A 16,294-nucleotide genomic window follows, 5' to 3' on the forward strand; every position below is an offset into this window, starting at 1 on the left:
GGGCAGTAAGCTGAACCTTCAAAGCCACCCAAACACGGATTCTTCACGCCTTGAGCCAGCCATCGACCCAGGCCAACCGCATCATCACGCTCAACCTCGAACCCAACGAGCCCCGCCGTCTTGCCAACCTGTGTGGCCAGCGCGACGAGCATCTGAAGCTGATCGAAAGCCGGCTCGGCGTCACCCTGCGCAACCGCGGCAACATGTTCCAGCTGGCCGGCCCCGGCGCTCGCGTCAAGGCGGCCGCGAACCTGGTGGAACACCTCTATCGTGAGGCCGAGGCCACCGAGCTGACCCCGGACACCGTGCACCTGTTCCTGCAGGAAGCCGGCATCGAGGCCCTCGACGAGGACGCCGAAGAAGACGCCGGCGAGGGCGAGGTGCTGATTCGTACCCCGCGCACCCTGATCAAGCCGCGCGGCCTCAATCAGCAGGGCTACGTCACCAGCATCCGCAACCACGACATCAACTTCGGCATCGGCCCCGCCGGCACCGGCAAGACCTACCTGGCGGTGGCGGCTGCGGTGGAAGCGCTCAACCAACAGCAGGTGCGACGCATCCTGCTGGTGCGCCCGGCGGTGGAAGCCGGCGAGAAGCTCGGCTTCCTGCCCGGTGACCTTGCCCAGAAGATCGATCCCTACCTGCGCCCACTGTATGACGCCCTGTACGAGATGATCGGCTTCGAGCAAGTCGCCAAGCTGATCGAGCGCCAGGTGATCGAGATCGCGCCGCTGGCCTACATGCGCGGGCGCACCCTGAACAATGCCTTCATCATTCTCGACGAGAGCCAGAACACCACTCGCGAGCAGATGAAGATGTTCCTGACCCGCATCGGCTTCGGTTCCACCGCGGTGATCACCGGCGACGTGACCCAGGTCGACCTGCCCAAGGGCCAGAGCTCCGGCCTGATCCAGGTGCTCGATGTGCTCAAGGACACCGCCGGTATCGGGGTGACCCACTTCGCCGCCAAGGACGTGGTTCGCCACCCGCTGGTGCAGCGTATCATCGAGGCCTACGACCTGTTCGAGGCCAACCAGGAAGCCGAGGAGCGCGCCCGCCGCGAGGCGCGTGCCGAAGAGCGTCGGCTGGAGCGTGCCGAGCGTCTACAGTCCATGAACGGTGACGGAGACGCCCACCGATGAGCGCCTGCGTGGACCGTCAGGTGGCCAGCGAGGCCAGCGAGCTGCCAGAGGCCGATGACCTCGAGCGCTGGGTCGACGCCGTGCTGGCCCACTTCCCCGAACGGGCGGAGTCGGAACTCACGATTCGCCTGGTCGACGCCGACGAGAGCCAGACCCTCAACCGTGACTACCGTGGCAAGGATGCCCCGACCAATGTCCTGTCATTCCCCTTCGAGGCCCCGCCAGGCCTCGAGCTTCCGCTGCTTGGCGATCTGGTGATCTGCCATCCGGTGGTCGTGCGCGAAGCACGCGAGCAGGACAAGTCGCTGATCGATCACTACGCTCATATGGTTGTGCACGGCACCTTGCATTTGCTGGGCCATGACCATATCGAGGATGAGGAGGCCGACCTCATGGAAGGCCTCGAGCGCAATATCCTTGCCGGCCTGGGCATTGACGACCCTTACGCCCCGCCGGCCCCATCTCCGGATCCCGGTAGCGAGGACGAGAGAGCCGACGCATGAGCGAAGACCGATCGAGTAGCCAGGCCCCCAACAAATCCTGGTTCGACAAACTCTTCAGTGCCCTGTCCAGCGACAGTGACGAACCCAGCTCGCGAGAAGAGTTGCGCGAATTCCTGCGCCAGGCGGGCAGCCGCCTGAAGCTTGAGCAGGATGCCATGACCATCATCGAAGGCGCCCTGAACATCAGCGACCAGCAGGTCAGGGAGGTGCTGATTCCGCGCTCCCAGGTCACCGCCCTGGAGCTCGATCAGCCGCTGGAAGACTACCTGCCGATCATTCTCGAGACCGGTCACTCGCGCTACCCGGTGATCGGCGAGAACCTCGACGAGGTCAAGGGCATCCTGCTGGTGAAGGACCTGCTGCCGCTGCTGCAGGGGTCCAGCGACGACCGCCCCTTCCAGCTTGAAGAAGTCCTGCGCCCTGCCATGTTCGTACCCGAGTCCAAGCGCCTCAACAGCCTGTTGAAGGAGTTCCGTGACACCCACAGCCATATGGCGGTGGTGGTGGACGAGTACGGCGGCACCGCCGGGATCGTCACCATCGAGGACATCCTCGAGGAGATCGTCGGCGACATCGAAGACGAGCACGACACCGACGAGGAAGAGGACATCCGCCAGCTGGGCGATGACCGCTACGCGGTGCGAGCCCTGACCCCCATCGAGGACTTCAACGAGCGCTTCGGCACGCGCTTCTCCGACGACGAGTTCGATACCCTGGGAGGACTGGTGATGCAGCGTTTCGGCCACCTGCCGGCGCGCGGCGAACATACTCTGATCGGGGGCTGGCGCTTCACCGTGCTCAACGCCGACAATCGGCGTATCCGGCTGCTCGAGGTCGAACCCGAAAGCCGTACCGACGACTGAACCCGTGCGTCCCCGTCCGGGGACGCCTTGCCTTTCTCGCCCACACCAAGGATGGACCCCATGCTCGAGCGAGTGCTCGGCGGCAGGGCCGGCTACCTTGCCGCCCTGATTGCCGGAGGGCTGACGACCCTCGCCGCCGCCCCCTTTTCCTGGTGGTGGCTGGCCCCGCTGGCCGCCGCCCTGGTCTACACCGGTCTCTATCGTCGGGGCGCACGCCAGGCGCTGCTGCGCGGCTGGTGTTACGGCCTCGGACTGTTCGGAAGCGGCGCCTCCTGGGTCTACGTATCGATCCACGACTATGGCTACACCAGCGCACCGCTGGCGTTCTTCCTGACAGCCCTGTTCGTGGCCAGCATGGCGCTGTTCGTCGCCTTGCCGATGGGGCTGTTCCGGCGCCTGATGCCGGCCCGCCCCACCGCGCTGGCGGGCGGGCTCGGCTTCGTCGGCTTCTGGGTACTGATGGAGTGGATCAGGACATGGCTGTTCACCGGCTTTCCCTGGCTGCTGCTCGGCAGCACCCAGGTCGACTCACCGCTGTCGGCGCTGGCGCCCCTGGGCGGCGTCTACCTGCTGTCGCTGGTGGTGGCGGCCAGCGGTGTGCTGCTGACGGAGCTGGCACGGCCACGACCGCTGGCCGCCCTGCCGCTGGTGGCCCTGTGGGGCCTGCCCTGGCTGCTGCCGAACCAGTGGACCTCGCCCACCGGTGATCCGCTGAACGTGGCCCTGTTGCAGGGCAACCTGCCCCAGGAGATCAAGTGGCTGCCAGAAGGCCAGCGTCAGGCGGTCAATACCTATCTGGGCATGACCGGTGACCTGGAGGCGTCCGCCCCGGTGGAGCCGGACATCGTCATCTGGCCCGAGGCCGCCCTGCCGATGTTCGAGGACCAGGCCGAGCCGATCATGGCCCGCGCCCAGGCGGCGCTGGCCCCCGAGACGGCGCTGCTGACCGGTATCCTCCAGCGCGATGCCGACGGGCGTTTCTTCAACGCCGTGAGCGCCTACGGCAACGCCAGTGGCGCCTATCGCAAGGCCCACCTGGTGCCCTTCGGCGAGTACCTGCCACTGGAAAGCCTGCTCAGGGGCGCCATCGCCTTCTTCGACCTGCCGATGCCTGCCATGACGCCAGGACCGGATACGCAGCCGCCGATGACCGCCGCCGGTCACACCCTCGGCAACGCCATCTGCTACGAAATCATCTACGCCGACCTGGTGGCCGAGCGTGCCCGTGATTCGGAACTGCTGCTGACCGTCTCCAACGACAGCTGGTTTGGCGATTCCATCGGCCCCCACCAGCACCTGGAGATGGCCCGGCTGCGTGCCCTGGAAAATGGCCGCTACGTGATTCGCGCCACCAGCAATGGCATCACCGCCATCATCGACGATCAGGGCCGCCTGCTCGACCAGCTGCCCCAGTTCGAGACGGCGCGCCTGGACGGTCAGGTGCAGCCGATGCAGGGGCTGACGCCCTTCACCCGTACCGGCAGCTGGCCCACCTGGCTCGTCGCCGGGCTAATGCTGCTGGCGGGCGCACTGTGGCGCCGGCGGGGCTAAGCCAACGCAAGCCGACGCAAGCCAACGACCGTCGACGCCGCTCTGGCCGCGAACGACATTCACCACACACGACAACGCCGCGAGGGCTCAGGCCCTCGCGGCGTTGTTGTGTTGCAACCGTGTTGCCACCATGTTGCAACAGTGCGGATCAGTGTACGAGCGTCAGGCGGGTACCAAGGGCCAGATGCGTTCCTCGGATACCCTCCTGCCTGTCACGCTGACGAACGTTACTCGGCGGCCTCGTCGTCCTCCGCCTCGCCCAGCACTTCAGGGATGCTGGTCTTGACGAAACGCCCCGGCGCGGGCTCCAGCAGCGGCAGCTCACCGCCACCAGGCTCGCGGGCATCGACCATCTTGTCGGCGTCCACGTAGCCACCCTTGACCATCCACTCCTGCCAGTGGGGCCACCAGGAACCTTCATGAGCCTCGGCACCGGCCAGCCACTCTTCGTGGTTGTCGGGTAGCTCGTCGTTGGTCCAGTAGCCGTACTTGTTCTTGTGCGGCGGATTGACCACACCGGCGATATGGCCGGAGCCCCCCAGCACGAAGGTCACCGGGCCCTTGGGCAACAGCGCGCCGTAGTAGCTGCTGTTCCACTTGGCGATATGGTCTTCCTTGGTGGCGATGAAGTAGCTCGGCGTCGACACCTTGCGCAGGTCGATCTTGACGCCGTCGAGCTCGACACCGCCTGGCTCGACCAGCTGGTTCTCCTGATACAGGTGACGCAGGTACCAGCCGTGGGTGCCCGCCGGCAGGTTGGTGCCGTCGGTATTCCAGTACAGCAGGTCGAAGGCCGCAGGATCCTCGCCCTTCAGGTAGTTGTTGACGTAGAACGACCAGAACAGGTCGTTCTCCCGCAGCAGGTTGAACGAGTAGGCCATGACGCGGCCATCCAGGTAACCGTCCTGCTCGAGCTTGGCTTCGATGCCCTGGAGCACCGGTTCGCTCAGGAAGACGCCGATCTCGCCGGGGTCACGGAAGTCCTGCAGGGTCGCCATGTAGGTCACCGACTTGGCCTTGCGCCCGCGCCGGGTACTGGTCAGGTAGGCCATGGTCGAGGCCGTCAGGGTGCCGCCGATGCAGTAGGACAGGAAGTTGGCCGACTTCTCGCCAGTGGCCTGCTCGATACCGTCCAGCGCCGCGATCGGGCCAAGCTGCATGTAGTCCGCCCAGGTCAGATCGCGCTGCTCCGGTCCGGGGTTGCGCCAGGAGATCAGGAACACGGTGTGGCCCTGGTCCACCAGCCACTTCACCAGCGAGTTTTCCGGGCGCAGGTCGAGCACGTAAAACTTGTTGATCCAGGGTGGCACGATCAACAGCGGCGTCTTGAACACCTTCTCGGTGGTGGGCGCGTACTGGATCAGCTGGATCAGCTCGTTTTCCATCACCACCGCGCCTTGTGACACCGCGATGTTTTCACCGACCTCGAAGGCGCTGCGATCGGTCATGGTGACGTTAAGACCCTCGGCCGAGTTGGCCAGGTCCTCGCGCAGACGCGACAGACCGTCGACCAGGTTCTGGCCCCGGGTCTCGAGGGTCTTGCGCATGACTTCGGGATTGGTGGAGACGAAGTTGGTCGGCGACATGGCGTTGACCATCTGACGCGCGTAGAAGGACAGATTGCGCTTCTCGCCGGGGCTCAGATCGTCGAGCTTGTCCACCAGAGTCTCGACGGTGTTCGAGAACAGCAGATACTGCTGCATGATGGCGTTGTAGCCAGGATCGCTGGTCCAGGCCTCGTCCTTGAAGCGGCGATCGCCGCGGGACGGCGTCACCAAGGGCTCGAAAGCGCCACCGCTGGCCGCCGCCATGGCCTGTTGCCACAGCGCCATCTGATCCTGCATCAGCTTGGCCTGGGTCTCCCATAGCAGGGTGGGATTGCGCATCAGCGATTCGGCACCGGCCTGGAAGCTGTTGCGAATGTCCTCCATCACCGAATCCGCTGCGTCATTGGGCACCATGCGCGAAAGGAAATCTTCCATCAACGCCTGGTACTCGGCGCCCAGCACCGATAGCTGGTTGCCCCATTCCTCCGGGTTGTCCGCCGCCTGATCACCTGCCGCCATTGCGTTCTCCTCTGGCCTGCCCTGCAAAAAAGGGTGGACCACCGTCGGCCTCGCGGCGTCGCAGCTATCCACCCTCGTTTCGTCATCGTTGTTGGGGGGCGAGTCGGCCGCCGCTGTCTATGCCGTCGTGCGGCAGGCGCTTCACGCCAATGCCTGCACTCGCCTGCGGCCGCTCACTCATTGGCACGTCCAACAGTACTCTTGTCTCAGGTGCGCTTGCCTCAGACCCGCTTGCCTCAAGTGCGCTTGCGGCTGGAGGTCGCCTTGGCGGTTCCGCCGGTCGACTTGCTGGCGCTGCTGGTCTGAGACGAGGCCTGGGAGGCCGCCTGGCTGGCCTGCTGGGTGGCCTTTTCGGCTGCCTCGGTGACCTGCTGGGTGGCCTTCTCGACCGCCTCGGTCGCCTGGTCGCGGGCCTGGGTCGCCTGATCGGCAAGCTGCTGGCCGGACTCGGCAAACAGCGACTCCAGTTCGCTCTTGAACTCGAGGCTCATTTCGCTCATGGCGCGGGCATCTTCGAGCATCTGCGCCGACAGTTCGTTGAGCATCTCGGCCTGACGGGTAGAGAAGTCGCGCAGCCCCTCGGCGTCGTTGATCGCGGTGGCTTCACGCATGCGCTCGGTACCCATCTGGCTATAGCGCTTCATCGACTCCATCTGGTACTGGGACATTTTCTGCATGTTGTCCAGCATCAGGGAGTTGAGTTTGCGCATCGGCTCGAAGAACTGACGAGTCTGCTCGTTGAAGTTGTCGAACATCTTGTCTTGCATGACCGAACCTCCTGGAATCGTGTCGATGGTGTCTGTCCACTCGGCAATCCGCTGCCACTGTCCGCCAGGGAGCCTCCGTCCAGGAAGCATGCTGAGGACAGCGTTGTTGCAGCGCAACAAACTCAGTCTGGCACACCCTCGGTGACAACGCCATGACAGGCGTCGCCTCCTGCGCGATTGTGCATCAAGACGCCCCGCACCCTCGCCATCGGCGAATCTGCCCTCCCCGCCATACCCGTGGCCGCTTTCCTGCGGGCCCCTGGCGGGCACTTGACGAGCACCTGGCTAGCTCTTGCCGCCCTTGGCACTGCGCGAGCTGGCCTTGGCCGCCCCACTGGACCGCGGCGCCGTGGAGCTTGACGCCTCCTCGGCCTTGTCATCCTTGGCAGAAGAACCCTTGGCGCTCTGGGCGGCCTGGGTCAGCATATCCATCATCATCTTCTGATAGTTGCCGAAACTGGCAAGCCCCTGGGACAGTCCCTGCTGCAGCGCCGGCTGTTGCAGGAACGGCTGCATCAGGCTCATCGGATCGTAGCCTTCGACACCGGACTCCATCTGCCGATGAATGCGATCGAGCAGGTCCTGCTGGAAGGCCTCGATATTGGGAAGCCCCAATGCCTGGCGTAACTCTTCCGGGGTCAGATCGAATTCGACGTTGATCTTCATGCTGGCCTCGTGATCCTTGTATGGCGGTGTGTGGCGCCGGTAGCCCGCGCTATCGGGCGCAAAGATGCCTGCATCCTGCACCTTCCCTGCCACAGTTACTTGAGTGTAGCAGTCCTGTCATGCTCTGCGATTCAGCGTAGCCGTGGTGTGCTGACTCGCACATCACTGTTCTGTGCGCGATGACGCAGCAGGTGGTCCATCAGGGTCAGCGCCATCATCGCTTCGGCGATGGGCGTGGCACGAATCCCCACGCAGGGATCGTGGCGTCCCTTGGTTACCACCTCCACCGGATTGCCGTCCACGTCTATGGAGCGCCCAGGAATGGTGATGCTGGAGGTCGGCTTGAGCGCCAGGTGAGCGATCAGCGTCTGGCCGCTGGAGATGCCTCCCAGTACGCCACCGGCATGATTCGACAGAAAACCCTCCGGGGTCATCTCGTCACGGTGCTGGCTGCCACGCTGGGCCACGCTGGCAAAGCCGTCACCGATCTCGACGCCCTTGACCGCGTTGATGCTCATCAGGCCGTGGGCCAGCTCGGCATCGAGGCGGTCGAACACCGGCTCGCCAAGCCCGGGCGGCAGCCCTTCGGCGGTGACGGTGATCTTCGCCCCCACCGAGTCCTGGTCACGGCGAAGCTGGTCCATGTAGGCCTCGAGTTCCGGCACCCGTTCGGGGTCGGGACAGAAGAAGGGGTTGTCGTTGACCGCTTCCCAGTCACGAAACTCGATGGCCAGCTCGCCCAGCTGACTCATGTAGCCACGCACCACGATGCCCTGGCTCGCCAGGTACTTCTTGGCGATGGCCCCGGCGGCCACCCGCATGGCGGTCTCGCGGGCACTGGAACGTCCGCCACCGCGATAGTCGCGCTCGCCGTACTTGTGGTGATAGGTGTAGTCGGCGTGGGCCGGCCGGAACTGGTCCTTGATCTTCGAATAGTCCTTGGAGCGCTGGTCGGTGTTCTCGATCAACAGGCCAATCGAGGTACCGGTGGTGCGCCCCTCGAACACGCCCGACAGGATCTTCACCTGATCAGGCTCACGACGCTGGGTGGTATGGCGCGACGTGCCTGGACGGCGACGATCCAGGTCGGCCTGCAGATCGGCCTCGCTGAGCTCGATGCCAGGCGGGCAGCCATCGACGATGGCGCCGAGCGCAAGCCCGTGACTCTCGCCAAAGGTGGTGACGGTAAACAGCTTGCCGAAGGTATTGCCGGACATGGGCGCTCCTCTATTGTTGTGCAAAGGACGCCGCATGGGCGTCGAGTTCTTCGGCGGTGAGGGCAAACACGCCCTGACCGCCGCGCTCGAATTCGAGCCACAGGAAGGGAACCTCGGGGAAGGCCGCTTCCAGATGATGATCGGAGTTGCCGACCTCGACGATCAGCACGCCGTGGTCGCTGAGGTGCGCTCTTGCCTCGCGCAGGATACGTCTGACGATATCAAGGCCATCGCTGCCCGCCCCCAGCGCCAGAGCCGGCTCATGACGGAACTCCTCCGGCATGGTGGTCAGGTCGCGGATATCGACGTAGGGCGGGTTGGACACGATCAAGTCGTAGCGCTGACCTTCCAGGCCATCGAAGACGTCGCTGTGCACCGCGCGCACGCGCCGGCCTACGTCGTGGCGATTGATGTTCTCACGGGCCACCGCCAGGGCGTCCTGGCTGATATCGGACAGGTCCACCTCGACGGTAGGCAGATACTCGGCGCAGGCGATGCCGATACAGCCCGAGCCGGTGCACAGGTCGAGGATGCGCCGAGGCGGCTCCTCGGGGAACCAGGCCTGAAAGCCCGACTCGATCAACTCGGCAATCGGCGAGCGCGGAATCAACACCCGCTCGTCCACACTGAACACAAGCCCGGCGAAGAAGGCCTCGCCGAGCAGGTAGGGCAAGGGCCGCCTGTCGCTGATCCTGGCGCGCACCAGACCGACGATGCGCTCGCGTTCCATCGGCAGCAGCCGCGCGTCCAGCACGCCGGGGTCCACGTTCCAGGGCAGATGCAAGGCGCCAAGCACCAGTGCCACCGCCTCGTCCCAGGCGCTGTCTGTGCCGTGGCTGTAGGTCAGCCCCGCCAGGTGAAACTCGCTGGTTGCCCAGCGCAGACAGTCGCGCAGGGTGAACAGGCCGTCGGCCAATTCAGCGTCGGGGAGCGCCAGCGTCGAAGACCTGGAAGTGGACGGAGAGGAGGAAGAGTCGGCCAAGAGGGCATCCTGTCGATCGGGTTCAAGAAGAGGCGTGCGCCAGGATCGCATGGACAATCACCGCCTTCGACGACCTTCACGCGAAGATCCCTTCCGTTCCAGGGGCGAAGGCAGATGCAAGATCCTGGATAGCGATATAAATAGAGATCGAGATAGCGATATAGATGGCTATCTGACTCGCAAGGCATTGTATCCGTGCCGGCGGTTCACTGCCACGGCCACCACGGTATACTGGGCCTCCCTTTTACCGGACCCGAGGACCCCATGAGCCAGCGCCAGCCACCGCCCGACGACGAGATCAGCGCGTTTCGCCAGGCCCTGGAGCAGGCAGGTGTCCGTCGTATCCGCCACAACCGCGCCGACACCGGCAAGCCGCGCCCGACCACCCGTGCCCAGCGAGATCAGGCCGCCGCCGCGCGCCGCGCTGCCGCCGTCAGCGCGGGTGATGACGTGGCCACCGGGCGCACCTCGGATGGCCGAGTCGAGCCGGTACGCCCATCGGAGTATCTGGACTTTGCCCTTCCCGACCTGCCCTATCGCACCCGTAGCCAGTTGAAGCGCGGGATGATCGGCTGGGAAGGCGGTCTGGACTTGCACGGCTACAGCCTCGAGGAGGCTCGCTCGGAACTCGAGAGCTTTCTGCGTGACTCGGTGGCCAGTGGCCATCGCTGCGTGATCGTGGTCCACGGCAAGGCCTGGGGCGCCACCGCCGACTATCCGGTGATCAAGAGTCACGTCAATGCGTGGTTGAGAGAATGGCCGAGCGTGCTGGCCTTCTGTTCGGCCACCGATGCCGAAGGTGGCACCGGTGCGGTTTACGTGCTGCTGAGACGGCGCGGACAGACGCCCTGAGTCCCTGTCAGACAGACACCCTGAGCCCCTGCCACGAACTCGCGGCAACGCCTGGCTCTCTAGAAATTCAGGAGAATGGCCAAGCGTACTGGCCTTCGCTTTCTAAACCCCTGCCACCGACGCCGAAGGCGGCACCGGTGCGGTTTACGTGCTGCTGAGGCGGCGCGGCCAAACGCCCTGAGGCCCTGTCAGAAGGTGCATCGGTGCGACCCAGATGCTGCTGAGGCGGCGCAGTCGATATGGGCCTGGAAGTCGCAGCCAGATGCCCTGAGTCAGCCTGCTGGCTTTTCGGTCTGCTCGACGATACCGCAGGTCTCGATGCGATCCAGCGCCTGGCAGGTCAGGTGACGCCCCAGACGGATCAGATCCCTGGCACGGTGGAATTCGAAGGAACCGCAGACGGTCTTGGGTATCTCCACCAGGATGTCCGGCGGATAGCCCGCCTCCTTGTAGCGCGCCAACGCCGCCTGGGTGATGTCGAAGGAGGTCAGGATGGTGGCCAGCCGCCCCCAGTCCTTGCGCCCCAGCGCGGCATTACCGCGCTCGGCACGGTCGGCTTCGGCCTCCGATTCGGCGCTTTCCTGAAAACGCCGCGCCATCAGCGCACCGCGTCGATCGCCCCTGCGGCGTTCTCCGTTGGTACCTTTACCGCCTCGGGCCTCATCGCAGCTCGGGCACTCCACCGGCAGCAACTCCTCGAGAGAGACAAGGTTGGGGCTGTTGGCGGTGACGTTGACCGCCATCACCAGGTCCGCGTGGACCGACACGTTGGAGATGATCGGCAGCGGATTGAGCAGACCGCCATCGACCAGCAGCCGAGGCCCATCCTCGACCGGCGTGAAGACCCCGGGTATGGCGATGGAGGCACGGATAGCCTTGAGCAGGGACCCCCGCTGAAACCACACTTCTCGCTGGCGCATCAGGTCGGTCGCCACCGCGGTGAAGGGAATGGGCAGGTCCTCGATGGCGACGTCACCGATAAACGACTCGATCTTGCTCATCACCTTCCTGCCCTGCATGGCACCCATGGAGGTGAACGACATGTCGAGCAGGCGAAGTACGCCGAAGGAGCCCAGCTCCTCGACCCACTGACGGTAGGGCTCGAGCTTCCCCGCAGCAAAGATGCCCCCGACCAGGGCGCCCATGGAGCACCCCGAGATAGCCACCACTTCATAGTCGCGGGCGACCAATTCCTGCAGCACACCGATGTGGGCATAGCCTCGGGCACCACCACTACCCAATGTCAGCGCAATGCGCTTGCCGCTCGATCCCGGGGGACAATCGTGGCGATAGACGGTCATGGCAATGCCCTCCTGCTGCGGATTGGCCGCGCGGGCAGCGCTTGAACAGCGCATGCCTCGCACTCGCAGGCCTGTCTATAAGCTTAGACTAACCCACCGTGGAAAAGCTTACGCGGCCTGTCACGGCGCAGCGGCCAAGACTCATCCACCGACTGGCTGCCAAGATCGTCTTTTCGATCAAGGTGTTGCGGACAACGCCTCGACGATGGCATCGGCCACCGCGGGGGCGTGCTGCGGCGAGGCATGAAGATGGTGTCCGCCCTCCAGCACGCGACGGGTCAGGCGGCGAACGCGTGCTCGCGAGGCCACCCCTCGTGGACGTTCCCCGAGAATACCGTCACGCCCTTCGACCAGCAGTACCTCGCAGGCAATAGCCTCGAGCAGATTCGCGACCTGGTCATCGGTCAGCCGCACGGGGGAGGGGCGCAGCAGGCGCGGGTCGGTGCGCAGCCGCAGGCCGCCCTCGTCGCAGGGGGTCAGGTTCCTGGCCACGATGTCGCGCACCGTCTCGGCATCCACCGGGGTGGCGCCACCGGCGACCCGCGCCGCCACCGCGGTATCCAGATCGGCATAATGAGGAATCCGCGAGCGACGGCGACGCTGGGCCCGCAACGAACGCCCCAACTGGCCAGCGGTATCTTCAGGTGGGGTGGTCAAGGCCCCCAGACCGTCGATCAGCACCAGGCGCTCGATGCGTTCGGGCCAGGCCGCGGCGACCAGGCAGGCCACCCCGGCGCCGAGGGAGTGAGCCAGCACCGGGGCACTATCCAGTCCGAGATCATCCAGTGCATCGAGCAGGTCGTGGCAGTAGTCCCAGATGGCGTAGTCGTAGTCACCGGGCAGCCGCTCGGAGTGACCATGGCCGGCCATGTCGATGGCCACCAGGCGTATATCGAGCCGTTCGGCCAGCACCGGCGCTAAACGCGCAAAGCTTGCGGCGTTGTCGAGCCAGCCGTGCAGCGCCAGCCACACCGGCGCCTCCGTGCGCCCCCAGGCCAGTGCGGCCAGGCGCCCCTGTGCCAGGCGAAGCGCTTCTCCCGCTGGCTTCATTGCGTTGCCCCTTCGCCCAGCAGACGGTCGATCATGGCCAGCAAGGCGCGTCGCGTTGCCTCGGGCTGCTCCATCGGAAACATATGACTGCCGGGCACCCTGTCCAGGGCGATACCGCGCCGGCTGAGACGTCGGCAACGTGCCTCGGTCAGCAAGTCAGACGTCTCCCCTGCCAGCACACCCAGAGGTACTCGTACCTCCGTGGGCAGACGATCCAGATGGTGGGGCAGATGACGGAAGATCTCGACCTCGATATCCGGGTCATAGCTCAACACCACCGCGCCGTCCTCCAGGGTCGTGGTGCCGGCGTCGATGTAGTCGTCCAGTGCCTCCTCGGTGAAGCTGCGAAACAGGCCCTTGCGCCGAAGTTGAGCGCGCATCGCATCACGGCTTTCCCAACGGGTACGGCGCCCCTTGCTCTTGCCTGCCGGCGTCACTCGATCCACCATGCCGAGCCACTTGCTGACGCGCATGGCCAAGGCGTCGATGCCCAGCATCAGCGGCGGGTCGAGCATCACCACGGCCTGGAACCGCTCCGGCTCCTGGCGCGCCGCCATGGCGGTGATCACCCCGCCCATGGAGTGGCCGACAGCGATAAAGGGTCCGGCCAGGTGGCGGGTGCTCTCGAGGTATTCATCACGCAATGCCAACCAGTTGTGGCCCACGGGAAAATCGGGATGGTGGCCCAGGCGATCGAGCGGCTGGACGTCGAAGCGCTCTGCGAGTGGTGCCAGCAGGCTTCTGTAACTGCCGCCGGGAAAGCCATTGGCGTGGGCGAACAGCAAGGTTGGGGTATCTGGCATGATTCTGTCTCATCCGATGAGAGGCGGCGACCCGCCGCTGTAGCCTTGGCAGGCTAACGGCATTACCCTAGGCCGCCAAGTGAACCAAAGCCTAGATTCCCCGGAATTCCCCCTGACTCCCCGCTACCAAGGAGCAACGCGTGTCCCGTAAACCCGCCCGCGATACCCGCCTGCGCAACCGTCTGTTCTTCACCACCGTGGCCGTGGCGGTGGTCATCGGACTCTGGCTGGCGCGCTGATCTCTCTTGACAAAGGCGCACCAGAAGCCCCGACGTGCGCCCTCTTCAGTCGTTCTCTTCACTTCATCTCCACGTCCTCTTCACCTCCTCTTCTTCGACCGGCCCTCTCCCTGGTCGAACCGCACCGTGATTGGCCCTCAGATTCTTGAATCCAGCCACCATCGAAGTCCCGCGCTACCGGTCATACCAAGAGCCTCACCCGACGCCGTCCACCCAAAGGCTTCCCAACAATAAATCATACATAGTATATTAAGTCCTTTAGCGTGCTATCCGAGCAGGAGGGTCTCCCCATCGATATCAGCATCCTTGCCAGCACCCTCGGCGTCAGCCTGCCCGTTTTCGCCATGGTCTTCATCGGCGCCGTTCTGAAGCGTCTGGGCTGGATCGATCAAGCCTTCGTCGACACCGCCTCGAGCTTGGTGTTTCGCCTGACCATGCCAACGCTGTTGTTCCTGAGCCTGCTGCGCGCCGATCCCGGCCAGGACCTGAAGCTCGGACTGGTCGGTTTCTATCTGGTCGTCTCGGTGGCCATCTTTCTTGTCATCTGGGGCTGGGCCCTGTGGCGCTGCCCGCGAGTGGATCGCGGCGTCTTTGTGCAAGGCGCCTTTCGCGGCAACTGCGGTATCGTCGGACTGGCCCTGTCGGCCAACATGTACGGCGACTTTGGCCTGTCGCTCGGCAGTGTCATGGCCGGCGGCATCATCATCGTCAACCTGGTAATGTCGGCCATTGTACTGTCGGTCTACAGTCCGGTGGTCAGCTCACGTCCCCTGGCGATCCTCAAGGACGTCGCCACCAACCCATTGATCATCGGTATCGTCGCCGCCCTGCCGCTGACCTACCTTCACCTCGACTTGCCGCCCTGGCTGATGACATCCGGCGACTACCTGGCCTCGCTGTCGCTACCGCTGGCGCTGATCTGCATAGGTGGTAGCCTGAGCCTGCAGGCCGCCCGTGAGAGCGGAACCCTGGCGCTGTCGGCCAGCCTGTGGAAAGTTGCCGTCATGCCGGCCATCGGTGTTGCACTGGCACTGGCGGTGGGCTTTCGGGGCGCCGAACTCGGCATGCTGTTCCTGTTTCTCGGTAGCCCCACCGCCGCCGTAGCCTACGTCATGGCCAGGGGGGCCGGCGCCAATCAACGCCTCGCCGCCAGCATCATCATGCTCAGCACCTTGCTTAGCCTGGTCTCCATCAGTGTGGGGATCATGGTGTTGACGGCTGCCGAACTGGTGTAAGAAAAGGGTCCAGCACACCCCATGCGTCCAGCAATCTCGGTACGTTTTGACCTCAATTCATCGACGTCACGTCAATAGCTCGTTCTCTAGCGCAGTCGTCAACAACTGATTCAGGCTGATGCCGCGGGCCTTGGCTGCATCAACCGCCTGCTTGTGCATCGATTCGGGAACGCGGACCTGGAACTTTCCAGAGAACGCCCTGACAGGATCGATCCCCATCTCGCGGCAAGTAACCAAGAAGACACGCAGCGATATCTCCCCTTCCTTGCGCAAGGCACAGACACTATCGGCATAGAAATCGGCGCCCCCATTGAGTCCCGTGAATTCTCCGCGAAACATCTCGATTTCGGGGTCATACTGAATAATGGCGCGATAACCATTGATCATCATGACATTGTTCATGGCATCAATCCGTTTGCTTCCAGCCATTTACGAAGGCTTGCGACGGCCCCCTTATCCGTATCCGGTGTCGGGTGTGGACGATGAAACACGCGCACTTCTCGAAACTTGCGTGTTTTCGTTTCACGCACCGACAGTACCAAAGCTTAGGCGCTGTCCGAAAAGTCGACGAGCGAAGGTTAGACAAGGCAAAAATCGGTGAGAAAGCGCAGTTTACGGGGTGTAAATGAGCATTTTGACCGGGCTGGCGCACCAGCCGATTTTTAACGCCGTATTACCGAGCGCAGGCACTTTTCAGACAAGCCCTAGTACCACCTCGAGTCAAATGAACGCTCCTGCGCAACCTGAAAAGTGCGAGCGTCAATGCAATACCAGCAAGGCCCGGTGATCGACTCACCGGGCCTTGCTGTTTTCACGTCAGCGGTGTCACCACCGAGCGCGTCTGGCGCTGTCCATCAGTCCCTTCACCTGTCCCGTTTGCCGTCCACCAGGCGGCTGACGTTCAGCGGGTTGCCATCCTTGAGCGCCTGCGGCAGCAAGGCGTCCGGCAGGTTCTGATAGCACACCGGGCGCAGGAAGCGGTGGATGGCGGCGCTGCCGACCGAGGTGGTGCGCGAGTCAGAGGTGGCCGGATAGGGGCCACCGTGGACCATGGCGT

Annotated in this window: 15 protein-coding genes and 1 pseudogene; 6 read left to right on the forward strand and 10 right to left on the reverse strand. The window is 64.3% G+C overall.

Features of this window, described 5'->3' with window-relative positions:
* The first annotated feature begins 50 nt into the window (after positions 1-50).
* Genes KUW00_RS12810 through lnt form a run of 4 tightly spaced genes read left to right on the forward strand, consistent with a single transcriptional unit; the run spans position 51 to position 4,059 of the window.
* Complete coding sequence (locus KUW00_RS12810) at positions 51-1,142, forward strand: PhoH family protein (RefSeq protein ID WP_045991788.1); 1,092 nt, start codon at positions 51-53, stop codon at positions 1,140-1,142.
* Positions 1,139-1,645 carry an rRNA maturation RNase YbeY gene (ybeY, locus tag KUW00_RS12815; protein WP_222569217.1) on the forward strand — a complete coding sequence of 169 codons (507 nt, stop codon included), beginning with the start codon at positions 1,139-1,141 and terminating at the stop codon, positions 1,643-1,645. The genes KUW00_RS12810 and ybeY overlap by 4 nt, the downstream gene beginning before the upstream one ends.
* A complete protein-coding gene (locus KUW00_RS12820; protein ID WP_045991790.1) occupies positions 1,642-2,508 on the forward strand; it encodes an HlyC/CorC family transporter in 867 nt (288 codons plus the stop codon). Before ybeY ends, KUW00_RS12820 begins: the two co-directional genes overlap by 4 nt.
* A 60-nt stretch (positions 2,509-2,568) precedes the next feature.
* Entirely contained in the window at positions 2,569-4,059 is a 1,491-nt protein-coding gene (gene lnt / locus KUW00_RS12825) for an apolipoprotein N-acyltransferase (protein ID WP_222569218.1), read from the forward strand.
* A gap of 227 nt (positions 4,060-4,286) precedes the next feature.
* On the opposite strand, the gene phaC is transcribed toward lnt, so the two are convergent.
* The 5 genes from phaC to prmB form a co-directional block, all read right to left on the reverse strand.
* Positions 4,287-6,125 carry a class I poly(R)-hydroxyalkanoic acid synthase gene (gene phaC, locus KUW00_RS12830; protein ID WP_222569219.1) on the reverse strand — a complete coding sequence of 613 codons (1,839 nt, stop codon included), beginning with the start codon at positions 6,123-6,125 and terminating at the stop codon, positions 4,287-4,289.
* Positions 6,126-6,361: 236 nt separating this feature from the next.
* A complete protein-coding gene (locus KUW00_RS12835; protein ID WP_222569220.1) occupies positions 6,362-6,892 on the reverse strand; it encodes a phasin family protein in 531 nt (176 codons plus the stop codon).
* Between the two features lie 285 nt (positions 6,893-7,177).
* Complete coding sequence (locus KUW00_RS12840) at positions 7,178-7,558, reverse strand: hypothetical protein (protein WP_045991794.1); 381 nt, start codon at positions 7,556-7,558, stop codon at positions 7,178-7,180.
* Positions 7,559-7,689: 131 nt separating this feature from the next.
* Entirely contained in the window at positions 7,690-8,775 is a 1,086-nt protein-coding gene (aroC, locus tag KUW00_RS12845; protein WP_108131481.1) for a chorismate synthase, read from the reverse strand.
* Between the two features lie 10 nt (positions 8,776-8,785).
* Positions 8,786-9,757, reverse strand: a complete 972-nt coding sequence (gene prmB, locus KUW00_RS12850; RefSeq protein ID WP_231498478.1) for a 50S ribosomal protein L3 N(5)-glutamine methyltransferase — start codon at positions 9,755-9,757, stop codon at positions 8,786-8,788.
* 264 nt (positions 9,758-10,021) lie between these two features.
* Here prmB and KUW00_RS12855 point away from each other — a divergent pair, with 264 nt between their 5' ends.
* Positions 10,022-10,609: a Smr/MutS family protein gene (locus KUW00_RS12855; RefSeq protein ID WP_045991797.1), complete on the forward strand. Its 588-nt coding sequence runs from the start codon at positions 10,022-10,024 to the stop codon at positions 10,607-10,609.
* A gap of 272 nt (positions 10,610-10,881) precedes the next feature.
* Here the strand turns inward: KUW00_RS12855 and KUW00_RS12860 are convergent, their stop codons facing one another.
* The 3 genes from KUW00_RS12860 to KUW00_RS12870 all read right to left on the reverse strand — a co-directional run bounded on the left by KUW00_RS12860 (position 10,882) and on the right by KUW00_RS12870 (position 13,763).
* Positions 10,882-11,910 (reverse strand): patatin-like phospholipase family protein, encoded by a 1,029-nt coding sequence (locus tag KUW00_RS12860; RefSeq protein ID WP_045991798.1) that lies wholly within the window; start codon positions 11,908-11,910, stop codon positions 10,882-10,884.
* Positions 11,911-12,087: 177 nt separating this feature from the next.
* On the reverse strand, positions 12,088-12,960 hold the full coding sequence (locus KUW00_RS12865; RefSeq protein ID WP_045991799.1) for an alpha/beta fold hydrolase: 873 nt from the start codon (positions 12,958-12,960) through the stop codon (positions 12,088-12,090).
* The gene (locus KUW00_RS12870; protein ID WP_222569221.1) at positions 12,957-13,763 is read right to left on the reverse strand and encodes an alpha/beta fold hydrolase; all 807 of its coding nucleotides are present in this window, start codon (positions 13,761-13,763) and stop codon (positions 12,957-12,959) included. The genes KUW00_RS12865 and KUW00_RS12870 overlap by 4 nt, the downstream gene beginning before the upstream one ends.
* Before the next feature lie 502 nt (positions 13,764-14,265).
* Between KUW00_RS12870 and KUW00_RS12875 the strand changes: the two genes are divergently transcribed.
* Positions 14,266-15,237: an AEC family transporter gene (locus KUW00_RS12875; RefSeq protein WP_315901136.1), complete on the forward strand. Its 972-nt coding sequence runs from the start codon at positions 14,266-14,268 to the stop codon at positions 15,235-15,237.
* Positions 15,238-15,303: 66 nt separating this feature from the next.
* Here KUW00_RS12875 and KUW00_RS12880 read toward each other — a convergent pair whose 3' ends face one another.
* Both KUW00_RS12880 and KUW00_RS12885 read right to left on the reverse strand, forming a co-directional pair.
* Positions 15,304-15,639, reverse strand: coding sequence for a type II toxin-antitoxin system HicB family antitoxin (locus tag KUW00_RS12880; protein ID WP_222569222.1), 336 nt, complete (start codon positions 15,637-15,639; stop codon positions 15,304-15,306).
* A gap of 461 nt (positions 15,640-16,100) precedes the next feature.
* Positions 16,101-16,294, reverse strand: a pseudogene (locus KUW00_RS12885) (aldehyde dehydrogenase (NADP(+))); the annotation flags it as partial.

This window comes from Halomonas sp. DP5N14-9, from assembly GCF_019802175.1.
Lineage (GTDB): Bacteria > Pseudomonadota > Gammaproteobacteria > Pseudomonadales > Halomonadaceae > Halomonas > Halomonas litopenaei.

Excerpts from the sequence above, each read along its gene's own strand:
- ybeY (WP_222569217.1), top strand. The coding sequence starts at position 1,139 with ATGAGCGCCTGCGTGGACCGTCAGGTGGCCAGCGAGGCCAGCGAGCTG.
- KUW00_RS12820 (WP_045991790.1), top strand. The coding sequence starts at position 1,642 with ATGAGCGAAGACCGATCGAGTAGCCAGGCCCCCAACAAATCCTGGTTC.
- lnt (WP_222569218.1), top strand. The coding sequence starts at position 2,569 with ATGCTCGAGCGAGTGCTCGGCGGCAGGGCCGGCTACCTTGCCGCCCTG.
- phaC (WP_222569219.1), bottom strand. The coding sequence starts at position 6,125 with ATGGCGGCAGGTGATCAGGCGGCGGACAACCCGGAGGAATGGGGCAAC.
- KUW00_RS12835 (WP_222569220.1), bottom strand. The coding sequence starts at position 6,892 with ATGCAAGACAAGATGTTCGACAACTTCAACGAGCAGACTCGTCAGTTC.
- KUW00_RS12840 (WP_045991794.1), bottom strand. The coding sequence starts at position 7,558 with ATGAAGATCAACGTCGAATTCGATCTGACCCCGGAAGAGTTACGCCAG.
- aroC (WP_108131481.1), bottom strand. The coding sequence starts at position 8,775 with ATGTCCGGCAATACCTTCGGCAAGCTGTTTACCGTCACCACCTTTGGC.
- KUW00_RS12855 (WP_045991797.1), top strand. The coding sequence starts at position 10,022 with ATGAGCCAGCGCCAGCCACCGCCCGACGACGAGATCAGCGCGTTTCGC.
- KUW00_RS12860 (WP_045991798.1), bottom strand. The coding sequence starts at position 11,910 with ATGACCGTCTATCGCCACGATTGTCCCCCGGGATCGAGCGGCAAGCGC.
- KUW00_RS12865 (WP_045991799.1), bottom strand. The coding sequence starts at position 12,960 with ATGAAGCCAGCGGGAGAAGCGCTTCGCCTGGCACAGGGGCGCCTGGCC.
- KUW00_RS12870 (WP_222569221.1), bottom strand. The coding sequence starts at position 13,763 with ATGCCAGATACCCCAACCTTGCTGTTCGCCCACGCCAATGGCTTTCCC.
- KUW00_RS12880 (WP_222569222.1), bottom strand. The coding sequence starts at position 15,639 with ATGAACAATGTCATGATGATCAATGGTTATCGCGCCATTATTCAGTAT.